This window comes from Cognataquiflexum aquatile (assembly GCF_003316845.1).
Classification (GTDB): domain Bacteria; phylum Bacteroidota; class Bacteroidia; order Cytophagales; family Cyclobacteriaceae; genus Cognataquiflexum; species Cognataquiflexum aquatile.
Window position 1 is genome coordinate 483,387 of record NZ_QMIK01000001.1, and the last position, 20,376, is coordinate 503,762.

Below are 20,376 nucleotides of genomic sequence, written 5' to 3' on the forward strand. Positions count from 1 at the left end.
TAACGAACTTATCGAAATCTCATTGAAAGAAAATCAGAAATGAAATCACACCGATGGAAGAGAAACTTTCTCCATTCCATTTTCGTGGTTTTAAAGTCTCATATCTCAAGTCTCATATCTCACATCTCCTTATAAAAACTTAGCTTTCTCCAGCTGCTCCTCCAAATACATTTTTAGCTCCTCTCCTTCTACCACCTTGATTTCTCCCGGTAAGCCAAGGATAAAACGAGCCAATCCCGGCAACTGAGGCACCTTTCCTTCAAAAAAATATTGATTCCGGTTTTTGGTGTAGGTAAATGGTTTGGCATCGGGAAATTCTTCGATCATCAGCTGATAGGCTTTTTTGGTGAGTTTGAGGTGGACAGTAAACTGGCTTTTACCTGAAAAACCAAACAATCCCTGTTCCAAAGGCTGATGCAAGGATTGGTATCTGAATACTTTGGAAGTCAATAAAACCTCCCCTATCCGCTCGATTTTAAACATTTTCATTTCTTTGGTTTCCACTTCCAAAGCATAGATGGAATCGAAATTTTTATTGAATGCCACCGGTTCGACCAACCTGTCTGTAACGGAATCCGAACTCATCGAATAATAATCCCTCAAGATTACCTGGTTTTGGTCTTTGATCGCATGGGAAATCAGGTCTACAAAAATCCCCAAGTTGGCATTGAAAAGCTGGTTGACGCTTTGCCTGAAATCTGATCGGATATTGATTTTTTGAAGGATAGAATCTTTAAGTAGATTTTTCTGGCTGCTTTTGTTGATCAGTTCATTCATAAACCCGATTTCTTCCTCATTGAAAGTACCGAAAACCTGCTCTATCGGAATCTCCACGCGGTCCACAATCCTGAATTTGGAATGCTTCTTCTCAATTTCAAACCCCAATGCTTCCAATAACTTGAAATACCGGTAAATCGTCCTTGAGTCGGTATTGAGGGATTCCGCTAGCCGGTGCACATTTTTCCCGATATTTCCCCGCAGAAGGTTGATGAGTTTAAAGACACGAAGAATCTTTTGTTGTTCTATGGTATTCGCTTGAGCCATGGGATTAAATTTATAGCCAAAAGATACAACTTTTAGTATTTAACCAAATTCTGATTGACACATAATGTCAGAAAATAATATTAAGCTTTCGAGAATAAAATGATTTTAAATGTACGCATGGTACCTGAAAATGGTAATTCAAAATATTTCTAGATTGGAGATTGGAATGGTCCGGTACCCCGGTCTTCCGTCAAGATTGTTAAAAAAATTTGGTTACCGGCAAAGAAGCTGATAGCCCGTAAATTAGATTCCCATTTTTGAATTTCTCCCACATCAAAATTTCTGGAATGGTTTTTGGAATAAATACGAAAGAAAAAATTGTTTTGAATTCAAAATGACTGCACTTTGTTTGATCCTTGGATATTGTTTTATGAGTTCAACATTTGAATTATACAATCCCATCTTTCTCAACCAAGAACATTTAATATCTCTCATCGGGTCATTTTCTGTTTTGGCAGCCATGGGGGCTAAAGAATGGAGAAACAAACCCAATTGGAAATCCATATCCGCGGTAATTGTTGCCCTAGGTATATCTGTGGCATTTTTACTCGAAGATCCAAAAATGGGTGCCTACCTCACGGGAATGGGTCTGTTATATGTTTTTGTTTCAGATTATAAACTTTTCAAACCTGTTTTTGTCTTACTACTGATTTTACCGGTTGTTGCTAGTTTCTATTTCCAGATTCAAACAAAAAATTATCCCCATTTCAAAAAGCATTTTAACGAGTATGTGCTATCCACTGAAAGTCAGGTTCCTATATTGACAAACAACTTTGTCTTTTTAAGCAGGGAAGTATTATTGAGTGAATTACCTTCACCTCCCGAAAATCTCTTTCAGGTTGAAGATTGGAATAAAACAATGGATCAAAACCCGGATATGTTTAAGATTTTTATCTATAAATATTACCGACATGCCTACCCCGATGAGCAGGAATTTATTTCTTCCTTTGATCTATGGCTTAGCACCTCACCCTATAAAACCGTGGAAGAGTTTGAGGATGATTGGATCCACACCAAAACATTCAGAAAAATCCCGAAAGAAGAATTATTTCAGTCACTTCTTTCTCCCTGTGGCAAAGATCCTGTTGACATTGAAACCTATCCTGAATTCATCTCCGGGGGTTCCATTGCCGCCTGCCAATAAATACTGCTCGTTCAGGAATTGGGAAGTGACGAAGTACATCTGAAACACGTGTCCCCCTGCTTCTATATCAATTCCCACACCAAGGTTATTTCTCAGGTCGCTGTTCAGGTTTGGAATCCACTGTAAAGTCAGAGACGACCTGCCCGTTACTTTGTATTTGCCGCTGAATCCCAAAGCCAAATACAGATTTTGGTCACCTTCAATAAAGAAGATGGGATTTGGATCTACAAAATACGCCATCATCGGCGTCACCTGCACGCTCAATTTGTCCGAAAATTTCCTTGCTCCCATCACCTGAAATGCATAGGAAGTTCTTTCTCCAAATGTGGGCGCATCGTTTAGCAGGAAATCATAATTGGAAGAATTGATGGCTGCACCGCCCATCAGGGAAAGGGAAATCGGCATACTGTTGTTTTGGGTCTGTTTCAGCAAATGATACCTGCCATACACGTTATAAACCTTGTCCAGGCTTTGACGGGCCGCCCCAAGAGAAAACTTATCGCTGAATGCATATTCAAAACTGAATTGGATATTGGCACCATTGTCCAATCCCCATAATTCTTGAATCCCCCCATCCAAAGTCCCAAAAGTATGCATGATGGCAAAGTGAAGGTCTTTTTTGACCAAGGGTTCGACGGTCAGCAAATTGATGTGTCGAGGTGCATGGAAAATCAATTCCACTTCTTGGTTTTCCGTGGCCAATTTCCTCTCCAGCTGCGCAAATGCGGGCAAACTGAATGACAGCCCTATCAAAAGGGCCAATGTTTTGAATTTCATAAGATGTGGGGTTGGGATGGGGAATTATTTTCTCAAAGTGGCTTGGATGGTTACGACCTGTTCTTCCGAAAGCTCATAAAACACCACTGTAGGAATGTCTATTTTATAATCCGAAAGCAAAACCTTAAACTGGGCTTCCAACTTGAGCTCATTGTCTGAGACCATGGTCAATTTGCCAGGAACGTTGATTTCTCGCTCCACGCCGTGGATTTTAAATTTTCCCTTGGCAGTTACATCACGGCTTTGGCCTTTGGTCAAAACAGGGATAGACTCTATTTTTCCGGTAAATTCCGCAAAAGGGTATTTTTTTGTTTCCAAATAATTTTCCCTCATGTGCCTGTCTCTCAGCCCTATTCCTGTGTCGATAGTATTGAGGTCCACAAAAAAATCGAGCAGGTTTTTTTCCAGATCCACCAAACCGTTCAATGAAGCAGACTCTCCGGTGAATTCATTCAAAGAGGCTTTGGAAAGAAATTCAACTGTTCCTGTTTCTGTCTTGAAAACCTGGGCCTTGATTTCATCAGGTTTTATCAGGAGAAAAAAGACCAAAGGAAAAATCAAAAACCCTTTCATCAAGTGAGATTGACTGTGAGTGTTTTGTTGTTCAGGCTGGTGGCGTAAGTTTTGAGAGGCTGTATCGCAGGACCCGTGAGGACAGTCCCTTCGGTATTGAACCGCGAACCATGACAGGTGCAGGTAAATACATTGCTTGCAAAAGTCCAGTTTCTGTCACATTGGGAGTGGGTACATACTGAAGTCAAAGCACTGAAAGTGTTACTTCCCAAATTGACAATCAATACTTTGGCGTCAATGACCAAAGCCCAGCCTCCGGTAGTTGCCAAAGCGGTGGCAAGGTCCAAATTTACTGTCACCGTACTGCTGGTTACTGTTATTCCGTTTCCTGACGCGGGAGGATTGTTGTTTCCGCCTCCGGGATTGGGATCGTCAGACGAACAACCTGTAAAAAAAGCTACGCCAAATAAAGACATGGCAGCTACTGCACCGGATTTTTTGATGAAATCCCTTCTTGCAGAGGACAATTCACCTGTTTTGACTTCAATGAGTGTTTTCATAAAATTGTGGAATTGGGACTGGATTTTAGTATTAAATCATTTAGTAAACGACAAACACAAACAATTGTTATTTAAAAAAAGAGATTCGGAAAATTTGGAAAAAACACATAAAGAAGATAGATAAATCACTCATTGCGGCCTAATCGAAATTTATTTGCCTAAAAATCTGCCGCTGACCATTACTCTTCCACCGATATCCAATTGCAAATTCAAAAGTCCCGGATTAAAAATACTTTCTTTTCAAAATTTCGCTCATGATGATAGCCTCTCTGACATTTTCAGGGTTTCTAAATAAGGTTTTGTATTTGTTTTCTTCCTCAATAGAATTCAATGACTCTACAGCAATGGAAGATTTGATACCAGTTACATGGCTGTGGATTCTCTCCTGATCTGCCAATTTGAACCTTTCCGGAAGCGCCCGCTCAGCAATTTCACCTTCATAACTTTCGTATCTCCTGATTTTTCTTTCTTCCTGAACAGGTTTCTGTTTGGGTTGTTCAAAAGTCCTGCCTTCCTGAACAGGTCTTGGTTTCTGCTGCTCAAATGTCCGTGTTTCACTTCTTTTGGGAAATTGCTCGGCAGATTTCCCCTGCCCGCTGCCCTGTAGGTCTTTTTCTCTTTGACCCTGACCTTGGCGGATTTCTTTCAAAAGGTCCTCAAATGAAACAGGTTTTCTTTGTTCCTGCGGATTATCGGGTGCACCTGGCTGATCCATTTCTTCCGGGTTACCTTTTTTTCTTGTCGCAGTATAAATGAAATATGCGATGATGGCGATGATATAAACAATGTTTCCTAAATCCACAGCTACCTTAATTTAATTTTACTAATATAAGTATTTTAACCATTTGGGTTGAAAATTAGGAGGAAAGGTTCTTAATGTTCATGTATTTCTCCTCATTATAATTTAGCAGGTATAGATTTTATTAATCAAACTTAAAATTACCAAGCACTGTGCCCTCGGTGTCCTGTGGTAGTTTATTCCTATCGATCCGCCCTTTGCGAACCATTGCGATACCTTTGGGTCCTTTGCGGTTAAAGAAAAAATACCTCACGCCGAGCAGCAGAGAAATCAAATGTTAAATGGAGGAAGTGATTTCCTGTGGTAAATCTCCTTATTCGTCCTTGATGGAATCCACCGGATTGGCCCAAGCTGCCCTGAGTGCCTGCGAACCTACTGTAATCAAAGCGATGAGCATTGTCAGACCTCCGGCCAAAGTAAAAGTCCAGACCGAAATTCCTGCCTTGTATGGAAATCCTGATTGCCATGCATCAAGGGCCCACCAGGAAAACGGAAAGGCCAAAACCAAAGCAATCCCTACCAAGATTACAAAATCCTTGCTGACAAGTTGGATAAGGCTTTGGCTGCTTGCGCCAAGTACTTTGCGAATCCCGATTTCCTTGGATTTTTGTTGCACGGTGTATGCTGCCAAGGCAAATAATCCCATGCAGGATATCAGGATCGCGATGATCCCTCCTACCAAAAACGCCTGCCCCAACTGCTGTTCCTGTTGGTATTGGGTGGCATACCGCTCATCTATGAAGAAATAGGCGAAGGGATTTCCGGGAAAAATCTCTTCATAGATCGCTTTGATCGATTCAAGATTTCCTTCCATCTGATCGCTGCTGACCACCATACTGAAATATCCCGATGCTTGGGAAGGCAAAAAAATCATCGGCATGATCTCTTCTTTGAGCGACATGTGGTGGTAATCCTTGACCACAGCCAAAATTTCGTAAGGCTCTCCCCACATGATACTTTGTCCCACTGCCGCCTCTGCGGATTCAAATCCAAATCCCAAAGCAGCATTTTCATTGAGCATGAGTTTCTTGGATTGTCCCCATCCCTGATTGGCTTCCTCCGGGGAAAAATTCCTTCCTGCCACCAAGGTCATGCCATAGGTGTCAATAAATTCATCATCCATGATCATCATGCCATAGGATTTGTCTTTGTCCTCCGGACGCGGTACCATGGGAGTTATTCCACTTGCAAAGAAATTATACCCGATTCCCGGCAAGGCATTGGAAGTACTCAATTTCTCCACAAAAGCCTGAGACTTGAGAGATGACTTGAATGCGGAAACTTTGGAAGCACCGTTTTCTCCCAAGTCACTTGGCCCATCTATCACAAGCTTCTGCGTGAGGTCCATTCCCAGGTTTTGGTTTTGCATAAAGCTGAGTTGGTCACGGATGGCGATGGTCCCGATGATGATGGTCACCGAAATCGCAAATTGTAGGATAACCAAGGTTTTCTTGAGGTTTTGGCTGCTTTTGGGTTGGAAGTTGATCTGAAACTGATGTCCAAACTTCCCGGAAAGAGCCACCACATAAAATCCTGAAAGGAGTGTGCAAAGCAATAAGATAGTGGTAATTACCAACCAAAAAGCAGGTTGGGCAAAGGCACCAAACCAAAGCGGTTGGCCGAAGAGACTTTCATAGGGTCCTTCGACGAGCTTGACGATCAAAAAGGACAAACCAAAAGCAACTAGCATCAACATCAAAGTCTCCATCATAAATTGCTGTGCAAGCTGCCAACTGTCGGCGCCTAACACTTTTCTCATCCGGATTTCCTTGATGCGGGTCAGGATGTTTGCCGCGGATAGGTTTAGGTAATTCACATAAGCGATCCCTACGATCATCAAAGCAATGGCTGCGAAAACCAACACAGTACCCATACTGCCTTGCGTTGGCAAAGGGTCCGACAGGGAATTGCCCAAATGGATCTCAGAAAGCGGCTGCAAGATGACAGTCTCGTCTTTTGCATCGGGGTTTTGTCTGATAAATTGGGTAATCTGATCGGCAACACCTTTATTGTCTGAACCATCTTTGAGGGTGACGAAGAGGTTGACAAAACCGGATTCCATTCCATTGGGATCCGCCCAATCGTTTCCATTGCGGTTGGCAGCATTCTCCAAAGTATGGATGGAAAGGAACATTTCCCCTTTGATATCCGATCGGACGGTAATGTCCTCCAAAATTCCGGTGACGGTATAGTCTGATTTCCCAAATTGGTTGCTGACCTGAACTGTTTTGCCTATCCCGTTTTCATTGCCAAAGAACTTCTTAGCCAGTTTGGATGAAATCACCGCCGTATTTGGCTGGGTGAGGTCAGCATTGCCGCTAGAGATCGGAAAGGAAAAGGACCTGAAAAAATCCCCATCCGCATACATCACCCAATCTTCCTTGAAAGATTCCTTGGTCTCGGGGATGATGACCAAACCACCTGCAATCTGATTGGCAAGAATATTGGCGGCTTTGATGTCGGTAAATTGGGATTCCAAGACCGCAGCATATCCCGGAGGAAGATAGACTTCAGGTTCATTGACCCCATCCGTCACCACAAGCCTGTAAATATTATCCTTGTTGGCATGGAAATCATTGTAGGTCCATTCAGATGCTACAAAAGAAAACAGCAAAAGGAAAGAACTTAGGCCCAAGACCAAACCGGTGAGGTTGATAAAAGTAAAAAGTTTTCTTTTGGATAGACTTCTCCAGGCAATGCGAAGGTAACTGTGGATCATGGGAGTATAAAATGAGGATTTGGGAAAAGGGACAAAATAGAAACAAGCATCAGTTGATATTGTTGGCTTTGCCAGTTCTATGCCACAGAAAGAGGCCTAAATTGAAAGAATTAAGCGATTTGTCCGCCTACGCACAATCTCTACCCGATCAACTTCGTCCGAATTCGGGCAATAGGTTAGTGAAAAAAATTGAATTCAACTTTTGATTGGAGAATGGTGAGTCGGAAGGATTTGTGAAAATGATTTCGAATTACAAATTCCTAAAATAAAAGGGTGGAATTGTATGCCGATAACTACCGGCATCCACCCGGTCCAAGGACAGCCGTATATACTACTCCCAGCCAGGGCTATGTTCCAGCCAAAAAAAACCTTCTAAAACGAGTCAGGAAGGGCTGAAAAACCAATTACAATATGACTTTTTGAACGTGAAAACGAATTTGAAAAGATTTTTCGAGATTTTCGAAAGTGCAAATATCCCTAAAACTTCGACTCAATCCCCATAGGAACTTCACCGGTTTAGTGCAACAGCGGTTTCACGCTTGGCTTTACAAGGCACACGAAACTTTGGTTGTTATGTGACGTTTTTCCATTAAAGATAATATTCTTGGAGTTCAACTCTTGGTCTTTTAATATGATTAAGCGCGCTCGATATTCCATTCAGAAATATTTTTATATGTAAATATTCATCTTCTACAGTTTTTCTTGAAATTACGGTTTTTAATAAATCTCCTTTCGATACAGGATTCCAATACAATGGATTTTCATTTTCGGTAAAACTTTTATCATAAATTAACTTATTTTCTTCGCTCAAATATTCTCTATCAAATGAATATGCTATTAAACCATCTTCTAAACTTAAAATAAAATTATGCCTATATTCGTTTTCAATATTTTCATAAATATCATTGAAGTTTTCGGTGAAGTTATAATCAATTTTTTTACAAACAAGAAATGTAATTAATTGAGAATCTTCTCCTTTAATTTGACTAATCAAATCATTGTCTAACTTTTTTTGATTAGATAGCTTTATAAGTACTTCCTTTAACTCACTTTTTGAACGAATTATAGACTTCACTTCTCCAATTGCGTAAACAGATTCAATAGGGAAAAATCTTAATATTCCGTCATTGATTACTGGTGTGTTGTTTTTGTTAAAAAGTATTAAATCACTTTGAGTGCTCACTTTGTTTTTAGACGTGATGATGAAACCATCTTTTATATCTATACTTTCATTAATAATCGTTTTTAACAAATCTGATAATACTCTTTCTCTATATACGCCAAATTCTTGTGGGTGAAATAGTTTGTCTTCAATTTTAAATATTGATTCGCTATCTTCCATGAATACTGACCTGAAAGTATCAAGTTTTCTGTTTAAGATTTTATTAAAAATATCACTTGCCATATATTAGCGAATTTGGTTAAAATGTCACATAACGTTTGCAGTATGGCAAGTAAGGGATTTCGGGCGATTCACTTGCAAGTTGCACGAAAGTTCGAGCGTACCACAAACCTTCGATTATCACTAAAATCTTTATTTGCTATACTGCGTGTTGTGTGCCGTAATTATTTTATTGTCAACACTATTTTCTTTGTTTCTAAATATTCATCAACTACTCCCATCTTAAATGTTTCAACTTGTACCTCAATTATCCCAGTTCCAGTAAATGTTATAGGCATGTCAGCATTCTTACCTACAGCCATTCCCTTGATTTCGTTACCATTAGTAGGCACTCCAAACCAATTTGTCTGTTTTGTTTCTTCAGTTGCCCAAGTTACATTTCCGTCAATTTTATTCATTTTTAACTTTATCAACAATTCTATTTCGGATGGAAAAATTGCAGAGAAACTATATGTCTGTGCCTTATTAATTTCAGTATTTGATTCCTTTGCTAATAGGTTATCACCAAAATCTCCTTTTATGGGATATGAAATATCTAATGTCGTTTCGAAATCAAAACTATCGATGAATGTTGTAATGTGCTTTTCAAAAGCAGGAATTTTAATACTTAGTCCTAAGGTATTGTAATATTTCTCCATGTTAATCCTTACAGATGAAGTATCTAATAACTTTGCATTATTAATTAATTCCGATTGAATATTTGCGTTATCTATTTTTCCATTATCTCCAAAGTCTTCTTTAAAGTCAGCCAATAATTTACTCAACTCGGCAACGGTATTTCTCCCTTGAATTATACAAGATAGTGCTATAAGAATCCCGTTTTCACTATCTTGACTGCTTAGATTTAGGTTTTCAAAATCTCTTACGGTATCGGTTCTTATTTGGAATATTGCTAATAGTTCATTTTGGGCAAGTATTTTAGCGGTATCGTAGTTTTCTCCTTTTTTGATAAGTGTTTTTAACCTATCAATTATGAGGTGGGTCATAATATTTACATTAACACTTCTTTTAACTGAAATATCAGATAAGGACTTCAACATCAACCTTGACTGGGACAGGCTACCAAGAACCTCATTGAAATAGAACCCGTCAGCTGTTATCTCAATTTTTGTTGATTTTAATTCTATATCTGCAACATCAAACTCACCAAGATCATTTTTGAGTTCTAAATTAAAATTTCTTCCAGTTTGAGTTAATGATTCTGTCAATTCAGAAATTTCAATCTGACTACCTTTAACATAAGGTCCTTTTTGGGCAACTCCGGAAATCGAATATTTATTAATCGAGTTATCAAATTCTTCTGAGCAAGAATATAAAATTCCAATCCCAATTAACAATCCGAGTAAAATAATCTTTGTTTTCATATTTATTGATGTTTGGTAATGCGTATTCTTGTCATTCTGGCACACAACGTTTGGCTTTATTCTATTATATGGAAAAGCATCCATATAGCATGCTTTTCCTAATATTGTGGAAATAACCCATTTGTCAAACTTACCTTTTCTTTTACAAACAAAAAATCCTGTGATTGGGGTATTTTTAATAATGAAAGAAAAAAAATGGGTTTCCAAAAATAAAAGGGTAGAATTGCATGCCGATAGCTATCGGCACCAACCCAGTCCAAGTGATTTTAAAAATCAAACAAATCACTCATAAAGCTTTTCTTCTTTTTGTAACGGTAATCTTGATCTTTGGTATAGTATTGTTTTTCAGGAGAAATGACCTGACGGACAGCCACAACGGGCTGCGAAGAACGTTCAATTATTTTATCAAGTTCTCCCCTATCAAGCCATACGCCACGACATTCAGGACAATAGTCGATCTCCACACCACTCCGGTCGGTCATTACTAGCGCAACATTACAATTTGGACATTTCATAAGTTATCTGATTATGGTTTTTGGAATATTTTCTAAAGAAAAGATGAGTCGTACTAAAGCCATTTAAATCTGAAAAGATATTTGGCTATCCTATCAAGCTTTTTGTTAAAAACACAACGGATAGCATTGGAGTAAGGTTTGCGCTAAGAATGGGAAAAGAGCAGATAGAGAAAAATCCTGAAAAAAGTACAGGTCATTTCAGAAACAGTTGAGAAGATATCGGGATTTCAAATCCCAAAAATATAAGGATGGAATTAAATGCCGATAGCTACGGCACCACACAGTTCAGTTTTAATCTGAAATACTTCCCCCAAAGGGGGCCATGTGCTGTCCCACGAAACTAAAACGTTGAACAAGGTAAAACTTAAAGCCAACTTGTAACGGCACCATTGCAGAAACATTTTGTTGCCAGCCGTAGGTCTCCTTTTTCAATCGTCCTAACTATTAATCTTTTTTACTTTGGCGCCATTGTAAAAAAGGTGTCATGCTAAGTAAAACAAAAGAAGCAATTGATAACATGTCTCGTGTCAAAAAGTTCTTTTCAGCCTGACTTTTCATTTCTTCCAAAGTCGTCAACTGGTCGCTTGTTAAATTTTTTGAGTTAACGCTTTGAATGTACTGATTTATTGGAATTTGCTGAATAACTGTTAGCACCATGTCCGAAAGCAAGAGAGCAAGACAAACCAAGATAATCCAAAAAGTTGTCGTCTTCCACTCCTTTATAAAAAGTAATATGTTAAGAGCATACAATCCTAGAAAAATCTGACCGAAAATTGGCATTCGCTGTCCCATGAATCCGTCTAGGATTTGCCAATAGCTCGTGTACTCTGCCACAGTCATCTTACTCACAACTGGTGCCATGACTCCAGCAAAATGGATTCCTGCATATAGTCCCGTCATTACAATTAGTAGATAAAGTGTCACCTGTCTAACGGTTGAAAGAATGTTAGTCTTCATTGTATTATAGTTTTGCTTTATATGAATTAAAATTTGTCGCTCGTTTGCTAGTCGTCAACCTATGGCAGGCAATGTTTTGCTTTATTCTATAATTGGTGAATGCATCCAAATAGCATGCTCTCTCTAATATTGTGGAAATAACTCCAATATCAAAATTACCTTTTCTTTGACAATCAAAAACCCCTTGATCAGGGTATTTTTACTAAAGGCAGAAATAGATTTATTTGGCATAAGACTTTGCGCCCTTTGCCAAACCTTGAAGGTCATTGCGGTTAAAAAAATATCCAGCTTCTGGAGAAGCAAGATAACAATCCCTCCTCCTCTTGACCATTTCCTCCGTGCTCTCAGTGTCCTCTGCGGTTAAAAATCAATACCCTTTGCCCCCCCTTTGCGAAACCTTGGCGGCCATTGCGGTTAAAGATTTGGAATGTTTGTGGAGACACAAACATTGGCGACGGAAGCAGGATAACAATCCCTCCTTCCTCCTGACCATTTCCTCCGTGCTCTCAGTGTCCTCTGCGGTTAAAAATCAATACCCTTTGCACCCCTTCGCGAAACCTTGGCGGCCATTGCGGTTAAAGATTTGGAATGTTTGTGGAGACACAAACATTGGCGACGGAAGCAGGATAACGATCCCTCCTCCTCCTGACCATTTCCTCCGTGCTCTCATAGTCCTCTGCGGTAAAAAGGGATATAAAATGAATAAAGGGCGTAAAAACGCCCTTTATTCATTGCTGATCAGAGTATAAACCAAGAAACCCATGGTCTCCTGTTTGGCGGATCATTTGGCTCCAGGTTTTGTCTCGATCGTCACCGATTTAATTTTGCCGGTGAACTTTTCTTTATCCGCATAAGCCGGATTTACCGGGGTGTTTTCATCAGTTCCGACATCGGCTGACTCATCTATTCCAAAGGTATTGCTGTTGGTCTTTTCAATTCTTCCTTCACCGATTTTCTCCCCATTCATTGAAATGGTGACGATACCACCGCCTCCACGACCACCGTCATAGGCAAAATCAAGTTTGATGGTATGTTTGCCAGCTTCCACTTTTTGTTTGGAGGTGACCGAATACTTTTCAAGTCCCACCCAATTATAGAAATAGGTTAGTTTTCCATTTTCCATGTAGAATGACCATCCGCCAAAGTCCCCGCCCTGACAGATGATAACGCCGTTGGCATTGGCAGGAACATCCACTTCAGCTGTAATGGACAGGGAAGTGTTTTTTACATTGATGAAAGCATTTTCAGGAATACCCTTTGCCCCTTCATAAAGTACGAGTTTGGTACGGCCGTTCATGAGGTCAGGTCTACCGGCAATCACCGGATCGAAGCGCTCGATGCTGCGGTCGTCTATAGGCAACACATTATATTTCAATGCTTCTTCCATAAACTTCTTTTTCAGCTCTTCGAGTTTCTCGGGATTTTGTTCCGCAAGGTTATTGGCCTGGCTGAAATCTTCATCCACATTATATAATTCCCAGATATCTTCCTGAAGTGGACGCCTTGGTTGGCCTTCCCACGGTGCTTTATGGATGGTACCTGCATACCATCCTTCATGGTAAATGGCCCTGTTGCCGATCATTTCAAAGTATTGGGTTTTGCGGGTGTCTGCCGCTGCGCCATTGTCAAAGGAATAATTCATGCTGACACCTTCAATCGGTCTTTGGGCTATGCCATTGACAATTTTAGGCGAAGGGACTCCCACTGCCTCATAAATGGTCGGGGCCACATCTATAACATGATGAAACTGGGAACGAACTTCTCCCTTTGATTTGATACCGGCCGGCCAATGAAGTACCATGCCATTTCGTGTACCTCCAAAATTTGAAGCAACCTGCTTTGTCCAGGTAAATGGCGTATTTCCAGCCACGGCCCATCCTGCAGCAAAATGGTTGTAAGCATGCTCTGAACCTAGCTTGTCAATTACTTTCATTTGCATATCGAGAGTTTCTTGGACACCGTTGAAGTAGGTATTCTCATTGAACATTCCGATCATTCCGCCTTCAGCGCTTGAGCCGTTGTCACCGACTACATAAAAGAAAATCGTGTTTTCCAACTCACCGCGTTCCTCAAGGGCTTCTACCAATCGGCCAACCTGGCTGTCAGTATGCTCTGCAAACCCCGCAAACACTTCCATCTGCTTTTCAAACAGCTTCTTTTCATCTGCAGTTAGTTTGTCCCAATCCTTAATGGCCTCAGGCTTTGGGGCGAGTACTGTATTTTCAGGAACTACGCCCAATGCTTTTTGTCTTGCCAATGTTTCTTCGCGGACCTTGTCCCAACCTTGGGAAAATTTTCCTTTGTATTTTTCAATGTATTCCTTTGGCGCATGGTGTGGTGCGTGGGTAGCTCCTGTAGCAAAATAGACATAAAATGGTTTATCAGGAGTAAGAGATTGCTGCGTGTTCATCCATGCGATGGCCTGGTCGGTCATGTCATTTGTAAAATGGTAATTTTCGTCTTTTACATTTGGATAGACACGGGTCGTCCCATCGTAAACCATTGGATGCCATTGGTTGGTTTCTCCTCCGATAAAGCCATAAAACTTATCAAAACCGGAATGCGAAGGCCAACGATCGTAAGGACCGGACACAGAACCTTCCCAAGGTGGCGTTTCGTGGTATTTTCCAAATGCCGCAGTGCTGTAGCCATTCAGCCTCAGAACTTCAGCTACAGGAGTGATGGTCTGTGGACGGATCCCGGTATTGCCCGGGAAAGCCGTAGCGACTTCCATGATGGCACCTGCATTATTGGAGTGGTGGTTATACCCTGTGAGTATGGCTGTTCGTGTAGGTGAACACAAAGCTGTCGTGTGAAAACGGTTGTACTTCAATCCGTTTGCTGCCAGTTTTTCCAAAGTAGGCATGTGGATGGGACCGCCGAAAGCACTGGAGTGTCCGAAGCCGATATCATCAATCAACACTACGACTACGTTGGGTGCATTTTCGGGTGCATTTACCTGAAACCTTTTTGGTGCAGTTGCATTGCGTGCATCGAGCTCGTTGATTGCCGGATAAATCGGTTCTTGGATCGGAAGAATAGAACGGTCCAAAACCCCAGAATCCTGTGATATTATTTCATTCTCTTGGGTTGGTGGATTACAAGCAACCGCTGTAAATAAGGCTATTGCAAAAAAATAAATTGTGGTTTTTTTCATTTTTTCCAAATTTAGGTTTGTCGATTATTTAAACTGTTTGGGATGTTTTCTAAAGTTATCATTTATCCAAATAATTTGATGAATTGGAAATAAATTTTACTTAGAAAAAAATTGAATTAACCTCAAAACACCAAACAATCTCTCCTGATTGCTTACTATTTCAATTTAAAAAGAATCCTTTCCTTCCCAAAAGGAAAAATAGCTTGTTGATTATGGATTTACTAAAATCAGGAAGAGTCTCTCAGGGATAATTCATTGTAACCTTGGAATAACCTTGGCGGCCATTGGTGTGAAAAAAAAACACCACAGAGTTCACAGTGTACACAGAGAAAAAAAGAGTAAACTTGGACCATTGCGATCCCTGCGAAACCTTGGCGACCATTGCCGTGAAAAATAAAACACCACAGTGTGCACAGAGAAAAAATAGAGTAAGCTTGGACCATTGCGATCCTTGCGAAACCTTGGCGGCCATTTGCGGTTAAAAAAAAACACCACAGAGTTCACAGAGTGCACAGAGAATAAATAAAGTAAACTTTGACCATTGCGATTTTTTCAAAAATTTGGCGGCCATTGCGGTGAAAAAATATCAGACTTTAGGAAGCGAAGAAGAATCTGATCCTCCCCGGCGGACCAGAGTGACGGCCGTTTTTTCTGCGTCAATCTGCGGCATCTGCGGGAGAATTTTGAAACAAGAAAGAACAATAGATCCTGCTTATGGAGAAGCAGGATAAAGCACGTTGAGAATAAAAAATCCTTTTATTTTTCAGTTATTTCATTCGGTTGTTTGAAATGTAAGTCGAATCAAATTCAATCTGTTAGGCTTTTCTATTTTCCAATTCATTAATCCGTTCAATTGGATTCTCGGTTTCAACTTCGGTAATTTCATAGTCAGATATAGATAATTCAGATTTGTTAATAATTTTCAAGTAGTCGTTTAAAATCCTTTTTTCTACTAAGATTTTCCCGCCACCAAATTTATGTCTGTCAGACATATCTTTTTTTATTCCCGAAATCCAATATTCATCTCCACTTTCCAAGTCAAAGTAATTTCCATTTATTCCTTTTCCATTCAAACTCTGAAATGCTTTTCCATCAAAATAGATTGTCTTTCCGCTTTTCGAGAAAGATAATAATCCAATCCAAGCAGGTCCATTGTCTGAGAATCAACTTTTTAGTTCTATGTATCTTATTTCATTTCTCATTATTTTACAAATGTTAGATAAGGTTTTCCTTTCTTCAATAATATGGGAAAGCATTCCTTTTTAACTTGCCTTCCAAAATATTGTGGAAATAATCCCAATATCAAACTTACCTTTTCTTTAACAAACAAAACACCCCGTGATCGGGGTATTTTTACAAAAGGAAGAAATTTATTTTTGGGGAATAAGACTTGGCGACCATTTGCGAAACCTTCGCGACCATTGCGGTTAAAGAAATATAGGGCTTCCGAAGATTTAGGATATAAAATTTGAATGTTTGTGCAGACACAAACATGGGCTATAGATTTAGATTTCTCTCTGCGTTCGAAATGACAAGGGGAAGGTTTTTACTTCAATCAAACATTGCTCAACATGATACCGTCCTCTGTGTTCTCCGCGAGCTCCGTGGTAAAATCATTAATCCCCATTTGCGAACCTTGGCGAAACCTTGGCGACCATTGCGGTTAAAAAATATCGGGCTTGAGGATAAGAAGGATAAAGAATTTGAATGTTTGTGCAGACACAAAAATGGGCATCAAGAATCAAAATCTATCTTCAACCCAAATCCATCAAAATCCTTAAGTTTTCTTTGACCTTTTCCGCGGTAGCCCTGTCCACCTCTCCTATCTTTTCCAAAAGTCTATTGTTATCTATTGCCCTGACTTGATCAATCATGACATCACAATCTTCTATGAGGCCAAATTTTGCTTTCTTGAGGTGAACCCTTAAAATCTCTGCCTCGGGCTTTACATTGGTTGTAATCGGACAAATGATAGTAGAGGGATGTTCCTTATTGAGCAAATCGGTCTGAATGACAATGACAGGTCTGACTTTACCTGCCTCTGTTCCCCTTCTTGGGTTCAGGTCAGCAATCCAAATTTCAAATTGCCTGACCTTCATCGAACAGTTTTTCGAATTCAGCTAAAACTTCCAAAGAGTCCTGTGCTACGATTTTTGATTCCTTGCTTAACTGTTCTGACAATAGTCTCCGTTTATGAAGTCTGTTGTAAAATTCAATCGCATCGTTGATATACCTGTTTCTGTTCTTGTTGCCTTTTGAAATGATAAGTTCAGTCTCCTGAAAAATATCGTCTTCAAGCTTCAATGAAAGGTTTTTCATAGTTAAAATATTTATTTAAAGGTATATACTTTTGATATATACTACAAGTTTTAAAAATTCAAATAATCAAAGAGAATTACGGTTTCTTTTTTTTCTGTACCAACAAAACACCCCGTGATCGGGGTATTTTTACTAATGGAAGAAATTTATTTTTGGGGAATAAGACTTGGCGACCATTTGCGAAACCTTGGCGGCCATTGCGGTTGAAGAAATATAGGGCTTCCGAAGATTCAGGATATAGAATTTGATTGTTTGTTCAGGCACAAACATGGGCTATAGATTTAGATTTCTCTCTGCGTTCGAAATGACAAGGGGAAGGCTTTAGTCACGATTCAGACCTTACTTTGGAAACTATCCTCCTCATTTCTCTTTCTATATTTCCCAGAGCACTCTGAGAACTCTGAGGTAATTAAATTGGATAGATTTCTCTCTGCGCTCGAAATGACAAGGGGAAGGTTTTAGATCAAATTAATTCATGTTTTTGATTCTACAATTCTCACCCATGCATCCTCTGTGTACTCTGTGAGCTCCGGGGTTAATTTAATTTGACTTCAAAGAATCCACCGGATTGGCCAAAGCAGCTTTGACGGATTGGAAACTGACGGTCAGCCAAGCAATTGCCAAGACCGAGATGCCGGAAATCAGGATGATCCACAGGTTGACATTGATCCTGAAAGCGAAATTCTGTAACCACCATTTTTCCATCACCCACCAAGCCACCGGAACAGCCAATACAAAGGCGATCAAAATCATCTTGGTAAAGTCCTTGGAGAGCATCATCACCACTCCACCAACAGAAGCCCCCAAAACCTTCCTCACTCCTATTTCCTTGGTACGGAGGCTTGTGATATATGCCGACAACGCAAACAATCCGATACAGGAAACGAAAATCGCCAAAACAGAGAAGATCGAAAAAATCCTGCCTGTCTGCTGTTCCTGACGGTATTGGTTGTTGAGACTTTCATCCAAAAAAGAAAACTTGAAAGACTGTTCAGGTGCTATTTCTTTCCATTTGGATTCGATGGAGGCAATGGCGGCTTGGGTTTCATTGGCTTTGATCCTTGCAAAAACATACTGTCCGCCGATGTTCGCCCCAAAACTCTCTGTATTCTGCAGCACCAATGGAGTGATTTCATCCCTCAGCGAGATAAAGTTAAAATCCCTTACGATGCCAATGATGGTCCGTGCAATGGTGATATTGCCATCAGGAGTATTTTGGGTTTCCAGGAGTTTGGCACCAATCGGATCATCCATCCCCATGACTTTGACTGCTGTTTCATTCAGCAAAACATAAAGCGAATCATTGGTTGCTTCCGAGAAACCTTTTCCCGCCACAACTTCCAAACCCAAAGTTTCTGAAGCGCCATCTGCGACGACCATGGATTTGGTGGTTAGGATCTCGGCGGAACCTTCGGGTTGGAACTGTATCCCAAAGAAGGTGGATTCCTGCCCCGGTGAGGCAAAAGAGATGGCTGCACTTTCAACCTCGGGCATATTTCTGAGTTCTTCGACAAAGGTTTGGAGATTTTGAGGTCCAAAGCTAAATCCCCTCTCTACTACCAGGACATGTTCCTTATCAAATCCCAACGGAACCTGCTGCATGTATTTCATCTGATCACGGATCACCAATGTCCCGATGATCAAAATGATTGAAATCCAAAATTGAAAAACCACCAGACCGTTTCTGATCCACTTTCCTTTTTGGCTACCGGTAAACTGTCCTTTCATGACATCGACAGGTTTGAAAGAAGAAAGTACCATCGCCGGATACAGTCCTGCCAAAAGACCTACAAAAAGAACAATGCCGATAATAGCAAGTATGGAAGTAATATCGAAGGGAAAATGGAGGTTCCTTTCGGTCAATCCATTGAAGGATGGGATCGCAAACTGCACAATGACCAAAGCCAGAAAAACCCCGACAGCACTCAAGATGACGGCTTCAGTCAAAAACTGCCTCATCAGCTGCGTCCTTAGTGAACCCATCACTTTTCTGATGCCAACTTCCTTGGCCCTTTCTGCGGACCGGGCAGTAGCGAGGTTCATAAAGTTCACACAGGCAATACCAAGAATCAAAAATGCCACTGCGATCAAAATATAAACCGAATTGATATTGCCCGAAGGCTTCATCTGTCCCTCTAGGTAGGTGGGAAAAAGGTGGATGTCATTCAAAGGCTGTAAAAAATACCGGTATCCGTTTCCTCCTTTTCTATATTCTTCCCATGATTTGCCCAATTCACGTTCGATCTGACCTGCTGCATACTTGTCGACCAATTGGGGAATGTTTGCTTCCAAAGATTTTGGATCGGCACCGTCACGGAGTTTAAAGTATGTGTAGGCAGAAAAACCTGTAAAATTCTCTTGTTGGAGAAAAGGAAAAGCCACGTTGGAGACTATTGCACTGAATTTGAAATGGGAATTGGTTGGCAAATCCTTCAAAAGAGAGACCACCGTAAATTCCTGATTTTCCCCTACCCTGATCAACTTTCCGATGGGATCTTCCTCACCAAAATACCTTTTGGCAAATTCCTCCGTCACCGCCATCTCACTTCCAATTGAAAGCAAGTTTTCGGTTTTTCCTTTGAGAATTGGAAAATCAAAGACTTTGAAAAAAGCACTGTCTCCTGCCAAAATCATTTCTTCATCAAAGCGCACCTCTTCCTCCCTTTGGTTTTTGTAAGTCAATTCGACATCAGGAAATCTCGAAGCGATGGTGGCTTCTTCTATATCTTCAAAGGTTTGCTTTGCCACACCGGCAAATGAATGTGGAATGATAGAATAGTACGTAGAATGGTTTGGATAAATCCTCTCCAAAGACATCCTGTAAATCCGGTCATGGTCTTTAAAAAACCTGTCGTAAGAAAATTCATTTTGGATAAAAAGTACGATCAGCACACAACTTGCCACCCCAACTGCCAGTCCCAAAATATTGATGAAAGTGTACACTTTCTGCTTCAAAAGACTTCGGACTGCGATTTTGACGTTGTTCTTGAGCATGGCTTTTTGGTTATTTGGTTATTGGTTAGTAGGTAAATGGAGATTGAAATATGGTAGATACATGGCAGAAATAGATTGAAATATTTTTAAAATGGATATTTGATATTCAGTC

Annotated in this window: 16 protein-coding genes; 1 reads left to right on the forward strand and 15 read right to left on the reverse strand. The window is 40.3% G+C overall.

Annotated features, from left to right (window positions below; all coding sequences use genetic code 11):
• Positions 1–129: 129 nt before the first annotated feature.
• A complete protein-coding gene (locus DQW11_RS02070; RefSeq protein ID WP_113922322.1) occupies positions 130–1,044 on the reverse strand; it encodes a helix-turn-helix transcriptional regulator in 915 nt (304 codons plus the stop codon).
• Between the two features lie 370 nt (positions 1,045–1,414).
• Here DQW11_RS02070 and DQW11_RS02080 point away from each other — a divergent pair, with 370 nt between their 5' ends.
• Positions 1,415–2,188, forward strand: coding sequence for a hypothetical protein (locus DQW11_RS02080; protein ID WP_157965999.1), 774 nt, complete (start codon positions 1,415–1,417; stop codon positions 2,186–2,188).
• Here the strand turns inward: DQW11_RS02080 and DQW11_RS02085 are convergent.
• From DQW11_RS02085 to DQW11_RS02155, 14 genes are all read right to left on the reverse strand, one after another.
• Complete coding sequence (locus DQW11_RS02085) at positions 2,099–2,965, reverse strand: DUF5777 family beta-barrel protein (RefSeq protein ID WP_113922326.1); 867 nt, start codon at positions 2,963–2,965, stop codon at positions 2,099–2,101. The two genes, DQW11_RS02080 and DQW11_RS02085, sit on opposite strands and share 90 nt — an antisense overlap.
• 24 nt (positions 2,966–2,989) lie before the next feature.
• Positions 2,990–3,538: a YceI family protein gene (locus tag DQW11_RS02090; RefSeq protein WP_113922328.1), complete on the reverse strand. Its 549-nt coding sequence runs from the start codon at positions 3,536–3,538 to the stop codon at positions 2,990–2,992.
• Positions 3,538–4,038, reverse strand: coding sequence for a QcrA and Rieske domain-containing protein (locus DQW11_RS02095; RefSeq protein ID WP_113922329.1), 501 nt, complete (start codon positions 4,036–4,038; stop codon positions 3,538–3,540). Before DQW11_RS02095 ends, DQW11_RS02090 begins: the two co-directional genes overlap by 1 nt.
• Before the next feature lie 223 nt (positions 4,039–4,261).
• The gene (locus tag DQW11_RS02100; RefSeq protein WP_113922331.1) at positions 4,262–4,840 is read right to left on the reverse strand and encodes a hypothetical protein; all 579 of its coding nucleotides are present in this window, start codon (positions 4,838–4,840) and stop codon (positions 4,262–4,264) included.
• 310 nt (positions 4,841–5,150) lie between these two features.
• Positions 5,151–7,556: an ABC transporter permease gene (locus DQW11_RS02105; protein WP_113922332.1), complete on the reverse strand. Its 2,406-nt coding sequence runs from the start codon at positions 7,554–7,556 to the stop codon at positions 5,151–5,153.
• 589 nt (positions 7,557–8,145) lie between these two features.
• Entirely contained in the window at positions 8,146–8,961 is an 816-nt protein-coding gene (locus DQW11_RS02110; RefSeq protein ID WP_113922333.1) for a DUF6602 domain-containing protein, read from the reverse strand.
• A gap of 161 nt (positions 8,962–9,122) precedes the next feature.
• A complete protein-coding gene (locus DQW11_RS02115; protein WP_157966000.1) occupies positions 9,123–10,322 on the reverse strand; it encodes a hypothetical protein in 1,200 nt (399 codons plus the stop codon).
• Between the two features lie 266 nt (positions 10,323–10,588).
• Positions 10,589–10,804 (reverse strand): TFIIB-type zinc ribbon-containing protein, encoded by a 216-nt coding sequence (locus tag DQW11_RS02120; protein WP_232826652.1) that lies wholly within the window; start codon positions 10,802–10,804, stop codon positions 10,589–10,591.
• A gap of 477 nt (positions 10,805–11,281) precedes the next feature.
• Complete coding sequence (locus tag DQW11_RS02125) at positions 11,282–11,794, reverse strand: hypothetical protein (RefSeq protein ID WP_113922338.1); 513 nt, start codon at positions 11,792–11,794, stop codon at positions 11,282–11,284.
• 781 nt (positions 11,795–12,575) lie between these two features.
• Positions 12,576–14,951 carry an arylsulfatase gene (locus DQW11_RS02130; RefSeq protein ID WP_113922339.1) on the reverse strand — a complete coding sequence of 792 codons (2,376 nt, stop codon included), beginning with the start codon at positions 14,949–14,951 and terminating at the stop codon, positions 12,576–12,578.
• A gap of 815 nt (positions 14,952–15,766) precedes the next feature.
• On the reverse strand, positions 15,767–16,024 hold the full coding sequence (locus DQW11_RS02140) for a hypothetical protein (protein WP_198669823.1): 258 nt from the start codon (positions 16,022–16,024) through the stop codon (positions 15,767–15,769).
• Positions 16,025–16,705: 681 nt separating this feature from the next.
• A complete protein-coding gene (locus DQW11_RS02145; protein WP_113922341.1) occupies positions 16,706–17,050 on the reverse strand; it encodes a type II toxin-antitoxin system PemK/MazF family toxin in 345 nt (114 codons plus the stop codon).
• Positions 17,031–17,270 (reverse strand): hypothetical protein, encoded by a 240-nt coding sequence (locus DQW11_RS02150; protein ID WP_113922343.1) that lies wholly within the window; start codon positions 17,268–17,270, stop codon positions 17,031–17,033. The genes DQW11_RS02145 and DQW11_RS02150 overlap by 20 nt, the downstream gene beginning before the upstream one ends.
• Positions 17,271–17,810: 540 nt before the next feature.
• Positions 17,811–20,264: an ABC transporter permease gene (locus DQW11_RS02155; RefSeq protein ID WP_113922344.1), complete on the reverse strand. Its 2,454-nt coding sequence runs from the start codon at positions 20,262–20,264 to the stop codon at positions 17,811–17,813.
• Positions 20,265–20,376: the final 112 nt, after the last annotated feature.

Coding starts and splice junctions, on each gene's coding strand:
- DQW11_RS02090 (WP_113922328.1), bottom strand. CDS start 3,538: ATGAAAGGGTTTTTGATTTTTCCTTTGGTCTTTTTTCTCCTGATAAAA.
- DQW11_RS02150 (WP_113922343.1), bottom strand. CDS start 17,270: ATGAAAAACCTTTCATTGAAGCTTGAAGACGATATTTTTCAGGAGACT.
- DQW11_RS02145 (WP_113922341.1), bottom strand. CDS start 17,050: ATGAAGGTCAGGCAATTTGAAATTTGGATTGCTGACCTGAACCCAAGA.
- DQW11_RS02115 (WP_157966000.1), bottom strand. CDS start 10,322: ATGAAAACAAAGATTATTTTACTCGGATTGTTAATTGGGATTGGAATT.
- DQW11_RS02125 (WP_113922338.1), bottom strand. CDS start 11,794: ATGAAGACTAACATTCTTTCAACCGTTAGACAGGTGACACTTTATCTA.
- DQW11_RS02130 (WP_113922339.1), bottom strand. CDS start 14,951: ATGAAAAAAACCACAATTTATTTTTTTGCAATAGCCTTATTTACAGCG.
- DQW11_RS02095 (WP_113922329.1), bottom strand. CDS start 4,038: ATGAAAACACTCATTGAAGTCAAAACAGGTGAATTGTCCTCTGCAAGA.
- DQW11_RS02155 (WP_113922344.1), bottom strand. CDS start 20,264: ATGCTCAAGAACAACGTCAAAATCGCAGTCCGAAGTCTTTTGAAGCAG.
- DQW11_RS02105 (WP_113922332.1), bottom strand. CDS start 7,556: ATGATCCACAGTTACCTTCGCATTGCCTGGAGAAGTCTATCCAAAAGA.
- DQW11_RS02110 (WP_113922333.1), bottom strand. CDS start 8,961: ATGGCAAGTGATATTTTTAATAAAATCTTAAACAGAAAACTTGATACT.
- DQW11_RS02080 (WP_157965999.1), top strand. CDS start 1,415: ATGAGTTCAACATTTGAATTATACAATCCCATCTTTCTCAACCAAGAA.
- DQW11_RS02070 (WP_113922322.1), bottom strand. CDS start 1,044: ATGGCTCAAGCGAATACCATAGAACAACAAAAGATTCTTCGTGTCTTT.
- DQW11_RS02120 (WP_232826652.1), bottom strand. CDS start 10,804: ATGACCGACCGGAGTGGTGTGGAGATCGACTATTGTCCTGAATGTCGT.
- DQW11_RS02085 (WP_113922326.1), bottom strand. CDS start 2,965: ATGAAATTCAAAACATTGGCCCTTTTGATAGGGCTGTCATTCAGTTTG.